We start from the raw sequence: 13,191 nt of genomic DNA, 5'->3' as shown, positions 1-13,191 counted from the left end.
CCACGCCCCCCCCGCCCGCGGCTTACCGCCTGCGTCCCGCCGGTAAACGCCCCCCGTTGCCCCATCCCACCCCGCCTTCTCCATGGACGCCGCCCTGCCCGACGCCACCGCCGCCGCTCTTCCCGGCCCTGCCCGACGCTGGCGCAGGCTGGCCTGGTGGTCCCTGTTCATCGCGGCCAACGCGGTGCTGGCCGCGCTCATCGCGCTGGGCAACGTGCCGCTGCGCGACAACCCCGGCGGGACGCTCGGCCTGGCCTATCTGGCGATTGCCCTGCCCGGCCATCTGCTCGCGTTCGGCGCGCTGGCCGGCCTGCTGCCGTTGGCCATCGGCCTGTGGCCGCGCAGCGCGCGCGCATTGAGTGTGTCGGCTGTGATCTGCCAGGGCCTGTGGCTGTGCCTGCTGCTGGTGGATGCCAAGGTGTTCGCGCTGTATCGCTTCCACCTCAACGCGATGGTCGCCAACATGGTGTTCGGCGGCGCCCTGCAGGACCAGGTGAGCCTGTCCTGGAAGACCTGGCTGCAGGCGGCTGCCATGGTGTCGGCGATCTTCGCCGCGCAGGGACTGCTGGCCTGGGCATGCTGGAAGCTGCTGCCCGCAGCACCGCTGCGGCGGCGGGTACTGCAGGCCTGGGCGGTGATCGCCCTGCTGATGGGCGGCGGCCAGGTCGCTACTGCCTACTACGACGCGCTCGGCGAACGCGCAGTGATCAGCCAGTGGAATTACCTGCCATGGGCGCAACCGATCACCGCCAAGAGTGCGATGCGCCGCTTCGGCGTGGTCAGCCAGCACCAGGTCGGCCTGCCCGATCCGCGCCATGCCCAGCTCAACTATCCACTGCAGCCCCTGCGTTGCCAGAGCCACCAGCGGCCGAACGTACTGATGGTGGTGCTGGAGTCGTTGCGCCATGACGTGCTCACCCCGCAGTTCATGCCCAACGCATCGGCACTGGCCCGGTCCTCGCGGGTGTACGAACATCATTTCAGCACCGGCAACGCCACCCGCTATGGCCTGTTCGGGCTGCTGTACGGCCTGCCGGGTGGCTACTGGCCCAGCATGCTCGACGAGCAGCGTGGCTCGCAGTTGTTCAAGGTGCTGGGACAGCAGGGCTATGACCTGCATCTGTATGGCAGCGCGCCGCTGTACAGCCCGGAATTCGATCGCACGGCGTTCGCCGATGTCCGCGACCAGCTGCACCAGGGGCCGTCCGAACTGACCTCCGACGGCCGTGATGCCGCCATCGTCGCTGGACTGCAGAAGGACATCCGCGCCAGCCAGGCTGCGCAGCGCCCGTGGTTCGGTTTCGTGTTCCTCGATTCCACCCACGCGCCGTACCACATGCCAGCCGGCTATCCGCCGCTCGCTACGCCGATGGCCGATGCCATCGATTTTCTCAAGTTCGGCCCCGAGCACGATCCAACGCCGGAACTGAACCGTTATCACACCTCGGTGCATTACGCCGACAGCCTGATTGGATCGCTGCTGGATGACCTGCGCGCACAGGGCCTGGAGCAGAACACGATCGTGCTGGTGACCGGTGACCACGCCGAGGAATTCAACGACCTCAAGCTCAACTACTGGGGCCATAACGGCAACTTCTCCAATTACCAGCTGCAGGTGCCGTTCGTGCTGCATTGGCCGGGCCAGGCTGGTGGCCGCGACGCGCGCGTCAGCTCGCATGAAGACTGGGTACCGACGCTGATGCGTCACGGCCTGGGCTGCGAGAACGCATTGACCGACTACAGCACCGGCCACGACCTGCTGGCTGCACCGACCGGCAAGCGTGCGCTGGTGGTGGAAAGCTGGTCGCAGCGTGCGGTGCGCGCTGGCGAGGCGATCTACGTGTTCGACAAATTCGGCAACGCCACCGCGCTCGATGCGCGCTATCGCCCCCTGCCGCAACAGACCCCTGACGCCGCCAGCATCCGCGCGGCATGGGAAGCGTTGACGCGCTTCCGCAACCGCTGAATCCAAGGACCGATCCACCATGAACCGCCCGCTGCGCATCCTGCATACCGAAGCCGCCAAAGGCATGGGTGGGCAGGAGATCTACATTTTCCGCCACATGCAGGTGATGCGCGCGCGCGGCCATGACGTCGCCCTGCTGTGCCAGCCGGACGCGCGCCTGGCCACCCGCGCGCGCGACGATGGCTTCACTGTGCATACGCTGCGCATGGGCGGCATGTCCCGGCTGCTGCACGGCATCTGGTCGGTGTCACGGCTGGTGCGCCGCGAGCGCTACGACGTGGTCAACACCACCAGCCGTCGCGATGCCTTGATTGCCGCCGCGGGCGCACGCCTCGGCGGCACGCCGCTGGTGGTGCGCTCGCGCCACCTGATGAGCCCGGTGAATTCGCTGCTGACCTACACCGGCCTGCCGCACCGGTTGATCACGGTGAGCAACTTCGTCAAGCAACTGCTGGCGGACCGAGGAATTCCCGCCGATCACATCGGCATCGTGCCGCCGATGGCGACGTCTCCGACCAGCAGAGGCGCCGCGCAGGAATCATCCTGGCAGGCACTGCAGGAGGCCCGCGCACGCGTGCGCGCCGAGCTCGGATTCGATGAACAGGACATCGTGGTGGGCTGCGTGGCCGTGCTGCGCGAACCCAAGGGCCACGCCGAACTGCTGCAGGCCATGCTGCCGCTGTGCAAGGCCAACCCCCGCCTGCATCTGGTGGTGGTCGGCGATGGCCAGGCGGTGATGCAGCGTCTGCAGGCCACGTGCGCCGAGCACGACCTGCAGCGCCAGGTCCATCTACTGGGTTTCCGCAGCGATGCCAGCCAGCTGATGCCCGGCTTCGACATCTTCGCCCTGGCCACACACAAGGAAGCATCGGGCACGGTGTTCCTGGAAGCGGCACAGGCGGGCCTGCCGATCGTGTCGCACCGGGTTGGCGGCGTGCCCGAAATGCTGGTGGAAGGCAGCAATGCCATCCTCACCCGACTCGGTGACGGCGCCGCCCTGACCGGCGCGCTGCGGCTGCTGGTGGACGATCCCGAGCGCCGACGGCAGATGGGACGTTCCGGCTGGGACTGGATCCGCAGCGCCAAGCGTTTCAGCCCCGAAGGCCACGCTGAAGCCACCGAACACTACTACCACCAATGGATGAAGGAGCTGGGTCATGGCTAATGCCAGAACCGTACCGGTGCTGATGCATCATCACGTCAGCAACTCGCCCGGCATGATCACGGTGTCGCCGGAGAATTTCGAAAGCCAGATCGCCTGGCTGGCGCGCACCGGCTGGACCTCCTTGACGCTGGACCAGTACGCCGGTTTCCTGGCCGGCAAGCCGGTGCCGCGCAAGTCGATCGTGATCACCTTCGATGATGGCTACCTGGACAACTGGGTCTACGCCCATCCGATCCTGCAGAAGTACGGCATGCACGCGGTGGTGTTCGTGGTGACCGGTTGGATGCACGAGGGCCCGATGCGCCCGCATGCCGGCATCACCGGTGCCACGCTGCCGGAAACGCCCGAGCATCGCGCGTGCGAAGACCTGATCTACAAGCAGGACCGCAGCGACGAAGTGATGATGCGTTGGAGCGAAGCACGTGCGGCCATCGAGGCGGGCACCTTCGAGATCCATTGCCATACCCACACCCACACGCGCTGGCTGCGCCGCCAGGACCTGGATCGCGCGCAGCGCCGTGCCGGCATCAGTGGCGACCTGTCGAAGGCCAGGGAAGTGCTGCTGGAGAAGCTGGGCGAAGTGTCGGACACGCTGTGCTGGCCGTACGGTGATTTCGACCAGGACTACATCGAAGTGGCGCGTGAGCAGGGCTTCCGCTACCTGCACACCACCCATCCGTTCGGACGCAACGTGGTCGGCGGCGACCCCGAGCGTATCTATCGCTTCGCCATCCGCAACCGGCCGGCAAGCTGGCTGCGCAAGCGCATCGCGTGGAGCTACAACCCGCTGATCGCACCGCTGTTCAATGGTTTCAAGGCGCGGCAGAAGAAGATGGTGCCGGGGCCGTGACGGCGTCTCCAGGCCCGGTCTGACACAGCTTCGGCAAGGAAGCTTCAACCGAGTGGAAGGAATACAGGAAATGAACGTTCTGGTTACCGGCGGTGCGGGATTCATCGGCTCCCACACGTGCGTGGAACTGCAGCAGCAGGGCCATACGGTGGTCATCGTCGACTCGCTCTGCAACAGCGACGCCGGGGTGATCGATCGGATCGGCAGCATCACCGGGACCACACCGTTGTTCGTACAGGCCGACGTGCGCGACCGTGCGCGGATCGCGGCCTTGCTGCGCGAGCATTCGATCGATGCGGTGCTGCATTTTGCCGCGCTGAAGTCGGTTGGCGAATCGCGGCAGATGCCGCTGGACTACTTCGACAACAACATCAGCGGCACCCTTGCCCTGCTCGGCGCCATGCGCGATGCCGGCGTGGGCACGTTCGTGTTCAGCTCGTCGGCAACGGTGTACGGCGACCAGGACCATTGCCCGGTGGCCGAGACGGCCTCGACCTGCGCGATGACACCCTATGGCCGTTCAAAGCTGGTGGTGGAGCACCTGCTGACCGACCTGGTCAGTGCCGACACAACGCTGCATGCGGCAACGCTGCGCTACTTCAACCCGGTGGGTGCGCATTCAAGCGCCCTGATCGGCGAGCTGCCGCACGGAACCCCCAGCAACCTGATGCCCTACATCGCCCAGGTAGCTGCCGGCCTGCTGCCCGAAGTGCAGGTGTTCGGCGATGACTACCCGACCTGCGACGGTACCGGCGTACGCGATTACATCCATGTGGAAGATGTGGCGCGGGCCCATGTGCTGGCGCTGCAGTACCTGCGCGACAAGCGCCGCAGCATCACCCTGAACCTGGGCACCGGACAGGGCCACAGCGTGCTGGAACTGATCAAGGCCTTCGAGCAGACCGTCGGCCGGCCGATTCCGTTCCGGATCACCGGTCGCCGCACCGGCGACATCGCGGTGAGCTTTGCCGACCCGTCCCTTGCCCTGCGCGAGCTGGGCTGGACCGCGCGCCATGGTCTGGCGGACATGTGCCGCGACACCTGGAAATGGCAGACGGAGATGCCGCGCAGCGCCTGATGCCTTGCTTGCGCCAGACAGCAACATGGCCGCACAGGCGGCCATGTTGTCGGTTCGATCCAGCGACAGGGCTCAGGCCGCAGCCGCTGTCCTGACCGCCGCCGAAAGCCGATCCAGGGTGTCCTGCATCAACGTCGCGTCATCGGCCTCGACCGTGACCCGCACCACCGGTTCGGTGCCGGAGGGACGCAGGAAGGCACGTCCGCGTCCGGATACGGCCTGCTGCGCTTCGGTCAGCGCAGCCTGCACGCTCTCGGCCTGCACGATGGCCTTGGCCGAGACATCACCGAGGCGCACGTTGACCGTCTTCTGCGGCACCTTGGACAACGGCTGCAGCGCTTCGCGCAGGTTCTTTCCCTGCTGCTTCAGCGCCACCAGCACCTGCAGGGCACTGACGATGCCGTCACCGGTGGTGGCCCGGTCCAGGCACAGCAGATGGCCGGACGCTTCGCCGCCGAGCACGCCGCCTCCCTCCACCAGTGCCTGATGCACGTAGCGGTCGCCGACGTTGCTGCGCTGGAACGGAATCTGCAGTTCGGCCAGGGCCTTTTCCAGACCGAAGTTGCTCATCAAGGTACCGACCACCGGGCCGCGCAGGCGACCTTCGGCCTGCCACGCACGCGCCAGGATGTACACCAGGTCATCGCCGTCGACCGGGTTGCCGTGGTCATCGGCCATCAACACCCGGTCACCATCACCGTCGAAGGCGATGCCCAGGTCGGCGCGGGTCTCACGCACCTTGGCAGCGAGGTTGTCGATGTGGGTCGAGCCGACGCCGTCGTTGATGTTGATGCCATTGGGTTCGGCACCGATGCCGATGACCTCCGCACCCAGTTCGCGGAACAGCAGCGGCGCGATCTGGTAGGTGGCGCCATGCGCGCAGTCGAGCACCAGGCGCACGCCGCGAAGATCGAACGAGCGCGGCACGCTGGACTTGCAGAACTCGATGTAACGACCGACGGCCTCGCGTGCACGCGAGGCCTTGCCGAGCTTCTCCGAAACGGCCGTGGTGAACGGCACGTCCAGCGCAGCTTCCAGCGCCAGTTCGGTGGCATCGTCGAGCTTCTCGCCCTGGGCGGAGAAGAACTTGATGCCGTTGTCGTAGTGCGGATTGTGCGACGCACTGATGACGATGCCCGCATCCACGCCGAGGGTACGGGTGAGGAAGGCAACGGCCGGGGTCGGCATCGGGCCGAGCAGCTGCACGTCAGCGCCCGCAGCGACCAGCCCGGCTTCCAGCGCGGCTTCGAACATGTAGCCGGAGATCCGCGTGTCCTTGCCGATCACCACGATCGGACGGCGACCCTCCTGGCCACGCTGGGCAACCAGCACGCGGCCCAGGGCGTTGCCCAGGCGCAGCACGAAATCAGCCGAGATCGCCCCTTGGCCGACCCGACCACGGATGCCGTCGGTACCGAAGTACTTGCGGCTCCCCATCAAACCTCCTCCGGTGCCGGCTCGCGGCGCAGCATCGCCAGCAGGTCGGCCAGGCGGTCGCGCAGTTCACGGCGGTCGCAGATCTGGTCGATGGCACCGTGTTCGAGCAGGAACTCCGAACGCTGGAACCCTTCCGGCAGCTTCTCGCGCACGGTCTGCTCGATCACGCGCGGGCCGGCGAAGCCGATCAGTGCACGCGGTTCGGCGATGTTGATGTCGCCCAGCATCGCGAACGACGCCGACACGCCACCGGTGGTCGGATGGGTCAGCACCGAGATGTACGGCTGCCCGGCTTCACGCAGTTTGCCCAGCGCGGCCGAAGTCTTGGCCATCTGCATCAGCGAGAACAGGCCTTCCTGCATGCGCGCGCCACCGCTGGCGGAGAAGCACACGTAGGGTGCGCCGATCTCGGCCGCGGTCTCGGCGGCAAGGGCGAAGCGCTCGCCGACCACCGAACCCATCGAGCCACCCATGAAGGCGAAATCGAAGGACGAGGCCACCAGAGGACGGCCCTTGAGCAGGCCGCGCATGGCAATCAGCGCGTCGTACTCACCGGTGTTCTTCTGCGCGATCTTGATGCGCTCGCCGTACTTCTTCTGGTCCTTGAACTTCAGCAGGTCGGTCGGCCCCAGGCGGGCAGCGATCTCGGTGGTGCTGTCGGCGTCGAACAGCGCGGCCAGGCGCGCACGCGCACGGATGGCCATATGGTGGCCGCACTTCGGGCAGACCTCCAGATTCTCTTCCAGCTCCGGACGGTACAACGCACTGCCGCAGTTGCTGCACTTTTCCCACAGGCCCTCGGGGACGCTGCGCTTCTTGCTGGGGGTGTTGTCGGTGCGGATGCCAGACGGCATCAACTTGCTGAGCCAACTCATGCGGGAGGACACTTCCGTTCAGGGCGGCCCGAGGGCCGCAAAGGCGGACAGTCTAGCTCCGCTTTCCCTGCCCGTGCACCCCCTGCCCGGCCTTGGCCCCGATGGAAAAAACCATGCTGGGACGTACGTTTAGGTGTTGGGGAGTGCCTGCCGCCGGCCGGCAGCGCTTGCAAGCGGGCAGCTACGGAGGATGCCGGCCAGCGGCCGGCACTACCGTTACGCGTCGAGCGCCTGCCGCAGCGGAGCCAGGAATGCAGCGGCGCGCTGCGCAGCCTCCTCGGCGGAACCCGCTTCGGCGAGCACCGCCACCAGCGCACTGCCGACCACCACGCCGTCGGCCTGGCGGGCCATGGCCGCCGCACTGGCTGCATCCTTGATGCCGAAGCCGGCCACCACCGGCACGCTGGCCTTGGCCCGCAGCGCCTGCAGACGTGCACTGGCCGCGTCGCTGTCCAGGCGTTCGGAAGCGCCGGTGACACCGGCAAAGCTGACGTAGTAGAGATAGCCGCGGGCCAGCGCCAGCAGCTTGTCGGCGCGCGCCTCGCTGGTGGTCGGCGATGCCAGCAGAACCAGCGCCAGGCCTGCTGCGTCGAAGGCCTGCTGCGCCTCGCCGGCCTCTTCCGGTGGCAGATCGACCAGCAGCACGCCGTCCACGCCAGCGGCCACCGCCGCATTGGCGAACGCCACGTAACCGTGGATCTCCACCGGGTTGAGATAGCCCATCAGCACTACTGGCGTCTGCGCATCCTGTTCGCGGAACTGTGCCACTGCCTGCAACACATATCGGGTGCCTGCGCCGCGGGCCAACGCACGCTCGGAGCTGCGCTGGATGGTCGGGCCATCGGCCATCGGGTCGGAGAACGGCACGCCCAGTTCGATCACATCGGCACCGGCCTCGACCAGCGCGTGCATGACCGGCACCGTGGCTTCCAGGGACGGATCACCCGCGGTGATGAAGGGGATCAGGGCCTTGCGCTGCTGCTCGCGCAGGCGCTGGAAACAGGCATCGAGTCGGGATACGGACATCTCAGGCACATCCTTCAATCAGTTCAATCGCTTCACTGGTTCCCCAGTACATCTGGAGGACCTTCCCTTCAAACAGTTCCACGCGGATGCCGAGGGCCGAGCCCGGGTCCTGCCAGGTCAGGTATTCGCCCTGCTCGCCGTCGTAGGCATGCGGGCTGGACACAGGCGGCTTCGGGAACCGGGCGACCGCCTGGGCGCGGGTCATTCCCACGCGCAGGCCAAACGGGCCGGGCTGCTCGGCTGGCGCCCCGCTGTCCGGATCCAGGCCGAGGTCGAAACGAACCACGCGGTCCTCGTCGGTCATCATCGACACGCCCGCCGGCAGGGCCGTGCCGTCGTAATACTCGCAACTGCCGCCGAGGGCTTCGACCGCCCCTTGCGCCGTCCACGGCCCGAGTGCCTTGAGATCGTTCAAGTGCTGGCCGATCAGCACCTCGCCGGCATGATCCAGCGCCACCGAGACCACGGCCGGGCCCTCGTCGTCGCCCTCACCTTCCGCTGCGGGCGGGTCATCAATCGGCGTGCGCGCCAGAGGGTCGACATCTTCATTGGCGGCGGCCTGCTGCGCAGGCTGCGTGGTTGCCTTGGCCGCCGGCGCCAGTACGGGCGGCTCCGGCGGCTGGCACGCGGCCAGACCGAATGCCAGCAGCAGTACGCTGCTGTTGCGCATCAGCGCACTCACAGCACCAGGCCTTCGCGCGCAGCAATGGTGTGCACGTCCTTGTCGCCGCGGCCGGAAAGGTTGCACAGCACGATCTGGTCGCGCGGACGCCCGCGCGCAAGCTTCATCGCCTGTGCCAGCGCGTGGCTGGACTCCAGCGCCGGCAGGATGCCTTCGGTATGCGCCAGCAGGTGGAAGGCCTGCAACGCCTCTTCGTCGGTGATGCCGACGTAGCGCGCGCGGCCGCTGTCGGCCAGGAACGCATGTTCCGGACCGACGCCCGGGTAGTCCAGTCCGGCCGATACCGAATGGGTCTCGATGATCTGGCCATCGTCGTCGCACAGCACATAAGTGCGGTTGCCGTGCAGCACGCCCGGACGGCCGGCGGCGATGGAGGCTGCGTGGCGGCCGGTGTGGATGCCATCGCCGGCCGCTTCAGCGCCGACGATCTCGACCTGGCGGTCGTTGAGGAAGGCATGGAACAGGCCGATGGCATTGCTGCCGCCGCCGACGCAGGCGGTGATCGCATCGGGCAGGCGACCGTATTCGGCCAGCATCTGCTCGCGCGCCTCGCGGCCGACGATGGCGTTGAAGTCGCGCACCATGCGCGGGTACGGGTCCGGGCCGGCGACCGTGCCGATGATGTAGAAGGTGTCCTGCACGTTGGTGACCCAGTCGCGCATCGCTTCGTTGAGGGCGTCCTTCAGGGTGGCCGAGCCGGAAGTGACCGGCACCACCGTCGCACCCAGCAGCTTCATGCGGTAGACGTTGATCTTCTGCCGCTCGATGTCGGTAGCGCCCATGTACACCACGCACTCCAGGCCCAGCCGCGCGGCGACGGTGGCGCTGGCCACGCCATGCTGGCCGGCGCCGGTCTCGGCGATGATGCGCTTCTTGCCCATCCGCGCAGCCAGCAGCGCTTGGCCGATGGTGTTGTTGATCTTGTGCGCGCCGGTGTGGTTCAGGTCCTCGCGCTTGAGCAGGATCTGCGCGCCGCCGACGTGGTCGCTGAGGCGTTCAGCATGGTAGATCGGGCTTGGCCGGCCCACGTAATGGGCCAGGTCGCGGTCATAGGCCAGCTGGAACGCCGGATCCTGACGGGCCTGGTCATAGGCCTGGGCCAGTTCCTGCAGGGGGCCGACCAGGGTTTCGGCGACGAAACTGCCACCGTAACGGCCGAAGTGGCCCTGGGCGTCCGGGAAGGCATGGAAATCGGCAATGGGGGAGGCAGACATGGGAACGACCGGTCATTCAGACAGGTTGACACTTTAGCGCACGGGTTGTGTCCGGAAAATGGATATTATCTGGCGCATCCTGTCAGGAAATCTCACATGAGCACCTCACTGCTGCCGCCGCTGAATGCCCTGCGGGCATTCGAGGCCACCGCACGTCTGGGCGGCGTTGGCCGCGCTGCACAGGCCCTGCATGTAACCCATGGCGCGGTCAGCCGGCAACTGAAGCTGCTGGAAGACCATCTGGGCCTGGCCCTGTTCCAGCGGGCCGGTCGCGGCCTGCGCCTGACCGCCGCCGGCACCCGCCTGCAGGAAGCCTGCAGCGAGGCCTTCAACGGCATCGAGGACTGCGTGCGCGCATTGCAGCGGCCGGCGGCCTCTCCGGCGCTGGTGCTGGGGTGCAGCGGCAGCGTGCTGGCGCGCTGGATGATTCCGCGGCTGCCGGCCCTGCAGGCGGCCCTGCCCGGCGTGCACCTGCAGTGGTCGGCCCTGGATGGCAGCTTCACAGAGACGCAGGCCACGCTGGATGCGGTGCTGCTGCTGGCGCAGGGGCCGTGGCCACGCGGTTGGCAGGTGCGCGAGTTGGCACCGGAACGGGTGGGCGTGGTGGTGGCGCCCTCGCACCCGGCGGCGCATCGGCTGCGCGACGTGCCGCCGTCGGCCCTGCTGCAGGAAACGCTGTTGCATACCAGTTCGCGGCCGCAAGCGTGGCCGGCGTGGGCGCAGGCACATGATCTGGATCCAGGCCAGCTGCAACTGGGCACCGGCTTCGAACACCTGTACTACCTGCTGGAAGCGGCGGTGGCGGGGCTGGGCCCGGCGATCGCGCCCGAGCCGCTGGTGGCAGAGGATCTGGCCGCAGGGCGGCTGCTGGCACCGTGGGGGTTTGCCGCGACCGGCGGATTCTGGGTGCTGGCGCGGCCGGACGGTCCTGTCGATGCGCGCGTGGACGCGCTGGCGGACTGGGTGGTTGGGCAGTTGCGTTGAGTACGAAGGCCGAGCGCGGGCTCGGCTCTACAGAAGGACCAACCGGCAGCGATCGAGCACGCTCGATGCTGCCAAGCGCTGTCAGGGTGCCGTCGGCGCCGCCAGGCGTTGCTGCAGATCCTCGCGCAGGCGTGACAACTCGACTTCGGCCTGCTGACGCTGCTGCATGCCCTCTCGATGGATGCTGCGCACCTCTTCGACCGTGGCGATCAGCTGATCGTGCACATGGCGCAACGTGGCCACGTCGATCACGCCGCGCTGGTTGCTGCGTGCAGTGTCCACCGAAGCCTGGCGCATCAGGTCTGCATTGCGTCGCATCAGCTCGTTGGTCGCATCATCGATCGCATTGGCCAGTTCGGCCGCGTTCTTCTGCTCGCCCAGCGACAACTGGATCGCGAACTGGCGCTTCCACGATGGGATGGTGATGTCGCGGACGGTGTTGAACTTCTCGATCAACTGCAGCGCATTGGCCTGGATCAGGCGGATCATCGGCAACGACTGGTCAGCCGCGTGCTGCATCAGCTGCAGGTCGGAGACGCGCTTCTCGATCAGGCGGATCGCATTGTCGATCTCGCTCTGACGGATGCGCTGCTGCGGATCTTCGCTGCCCTGCCCCAGCAACTGCTCGGACTGCAGCTGGGCCAGGCGCTGCTTGCCGGCGGCGGCATACAGGCCCAGGGCGTGACGCTCTTCGCGGACGATGTCGTGCATGCGGTCGAAATCGCTCACCCGCTTGCCCATCAGCGCCTGTTGCGCGCCGACGTCGCCCAGCAGCTGTTCGATCTGCGAATTGGTATCGCTGAACTTCTGCACCAGTTCGCCCTTGGAGGAGCGCAGGCGATCGATCAGGCCACCGATCACCGGCACTTTCGAGCGCTGCGAAAAACCATCCAGCTTGAGCTCGCGCGCGATGCGCACCACTTCGCCGAGCTTCTCGCCGTTGGCGTCGAGGTCACGATTGCGTACCTGGTCCAGCAACTGGCTGGAGAAGGCCGTCGTCCGTGCGGCGGCTTCACGGCCGAACACCTGCAGATTGCCTGGGCGCAGGTCTTCCAGCTCGTGGCCGATTTCGGCGATGCGCGGCAGGTCGTCGCGGACCAGGCCGAGGGCCTTCAACGTGCTGTCATCAAGTTCCGGGGCGGGCGTGGTGGCGGGCACGAGCGTGCCGGAGTTCTGGCTGTCCTGGGTCATCGGGCAGTGTCCTTGCGGTGGATAAGCGGCAGCGGCGGCCGGCTCAGGGCAGTCTAGCCTGAGCAGCGGCCACTTCGTCGTCGATCTGGGCCTGCAGCGCAGCTGCCTGCGCGACCTGTGCAGCCTGGGCCTGAGCCTGGCCAGCCAGCGCCGCCTGGCGCCAAGCGGGCAGCAGGACATCATGGATGCGGACGAAGCGCTGCAGCAGGGCTTCGTCCTGCTCCTGCAGCAGCTGCCATTGCCCGCTTTCGATGCGCCGCAGCGTGGCCAGCCGCTGCAGGTGGTCCACGCGCGGGGCCAGCGCGACCTGCGCAGCGCCTTCCAGGCTCGCCAACTGGGCGGCGCCGAACGTGGCCCAGGCCTCCAACGCGGCGGCAGCCGCATCGTTGTCGATGATGGTCTGGGCACGCTGCTGCACATGCTGCGCGAGACCCTGTGCCTGCTCGCGCGCCTGCAGCACCAGCACGCCCAGCTGCGCCTGCAACCCCTGCGCCTGCGCTTGGCGCGCTACGTCGCGGCCGAGCAAGCGCCCCCACCAGCTCTCCTGCCGCCGCAGGCGCGCCGGCTCGCTGGCCTGCAGGGCCAAGGCGATCCGCGCCAGCGCAGCCACCAGTCCTTCGCCCCCCGTGCCGGCCTGCAACGGTGCCGGCTCGGCCAATACCTGCAGCAAGGGGCTGCCGTACACGGCCAGCGCGGCCACATCGACACGCGCAGGAAGCATGG

At 67.5% G+C, this 13,191-nt stretch carries 12 protein-coding genes; 5 read left to right on the top strand and 7 right to left on the bottom strand.

Features of this window, described 5'->3' with window-relative positions:
- Positions 1–82: 82 nt before the first annotated feature.
- The 4 genes from GIW57_RS18930 to galE all read left to right on the top strand — a co-directional run bounded on the left by GIW57_RS18930 (position 83) and on the right by galE (position 5,059).
- A complete protein-coding gene (locus tag GIW57_RS18930) occupies positions 83–1,966 on the top strand; it encodes a sulfatase-like hydrolase/transferase (protein ID WP_236512352.1) in 1,884 nt (627 codons plus the stop codon).
- A 19-nt stretch (positions 1,967–1,985) separates the two neighbouring features.
- On the top strand, positions 1,986–3,131 hold the full coding sequence (locus GIW57_RS18925; RefSeq protein ID WP_236512351.1) for a glycosyltransferase family 4 protein: 1,146 nt from the start codon (positions 1,986–1,988) through the stop codon (positions 3,129–3,131).
- A complete protein-coding gene (locus GIW57_RS18920) occupies positions 3,124–3,981 on the top strand; it encodes a polysaccharide deacetylase family protein (protein WP_100461033.1) in 858 nt (285 codons plus the stop codon). Before GIW57_RS18925 ends, GIW57_RS18920 begins: the two co-directional genes overlap by 8 nt.
- A 70-nt stretch (positions 3,982–4,051) precedes the next feature.
- Positions 4,052–5,059, top strand: a complete 1,008-nt coding sequence (gene galE / locus GIW57_RS18915) for a UDP-glucose 4-epimerase GalE (RefSeq protein WP_100461035.1) — start codon at positions 4,052–4,054, stop codon at positions 5,057–5,059.
- 72 nt (positions 5,060–5,131) lie between these two features.
- Here the strand turns inward: galE and glmM are convergent, their stop codons facing one another.
- The 5 genes from glmM to trpB form a co-directional block, all read right to left on the bottom strand.
- Entirely contained in the window at positions 5,132–6,496 is a 1,365-nt protein-coding gene (gene glmM, locus GIW57_RS18910) for a phosphoglucosamine mutase (protein WP_236512350.1), read from the bottom strand.
- Entirely contained in the window at positions 6,496–7,371 is an 876-nt protein-coding gene (gene accD, locus GIW57_RS18905) for an acetyl-CoA carboxylase, carboxyltransferase subunit beta (RefSeq protein ID WP_089236309.1), read from the bottom strand. Before accD ends, glmM begins: the two co-directional genes overlap by 1 nt.
- 216 nt (positions 7,372–7,587) lie before the next feature.
- Positions 7,588–8,397, bottom strand: a complete 810-nt coding sequence (gene trpA / locus GIW57_RS18900; protein ID WP_100461039.1) for a tryptophan synthase subunit alpha — start codon at positions 8,395–8,397, stop codon at positions 7,588–7,590.
- 1 nt (position 8,398) lies between these two features.
- Positions 8,399–9,079 (bottom strand): hypothetical protein, encoded by a 681-nt coding sequence (locus GIW57_RS18895; protein ID WP_100461041.1) that lies wholly within the window; start codon positions 9,077–9,079, stop codon positions 8,399–8,401.
- Complete coding sequence (gene trpB / locus GIW57_RS18890) at positions 9,076–10,293, bottom strand: tryptophan synthase subunit beta (protein WP_100461044.1); 1,218 nt, start codon at positions 10,291–10,293, stop codon at positions 9,076–9,078. The genes GIW57_RS18895 and trpB overlap by 4 nt, the downstream gene beginning before the upstream one ends.
- Positions 10,294–10,389: 96 nt before the next feature.
- On the opposite strand from trpB, the gene GIW57_RS18885 reads away from it, so the two are divergent.
- Positions 10,390–11,277, top strand: a complete 888-nt coding sequence (locus GIW57_RS18885; RefSeq protein ID WP_100461046.1) for a LysR family transcriptional regulator — start codon at positions 10,390–10,392, stop codon at positions 11,275–11,277.
- Between the two features lie 81 nt (positions 11,278–11,358).
- On the opposite strand, the gene GIW57_RS18880 is transcribed toward GIW57_RS18885, so the two are convergent.
- Both GIW57_RS18880 and GIW57_RS18875 read right to left on the bottom strand, forming a co-directional pair.
- Positions 11,359–12,468: a toxic anion resistance protein gene (locus GIW57_RS18880; RefSeq protein WP_100461049.1), complete on the bottom strand. Its 1,110-nt coding sequence runs from the start codon at positions 12,466–12,468 to the stop codon at positions 11,359–11,361.
- Between the two features lie 43 nt (positions 12,469–12,511).
- Positions 12,512–13,189 carry a cell division protein FtsY gene (locus tag GIW57_RS18875; protein WP_100461051.1) on the bottom strand — a complete coding sequence of 226 codons (678 nt, stop codon included), beginning with the start codon at positions 13,187–13,189 and terminating at the stop codon, positions 12,512–12,514.
- Positions 13,190–13,191: the final 2 nt, after the last annotated feature.

It is taken from the genome of Stenotrophomonas sp. PA-6-5C, from assembly GCF_021605635.1.
In the GTDB taxonomy this organism is placed as follows: domain Bacteria; phylum Pseudomonadota; class Gammaproteobacteria; order Xanthomonadales; family Xanthomonadaceae; genus Stenotrophomonas; species Stenotrophomonas lactitubi.
The sequence above is the reverse complement of the archived record's forward strand: the minus strand, read 5'-3'. Positions and strand labels throughout refer to the sequence as shown.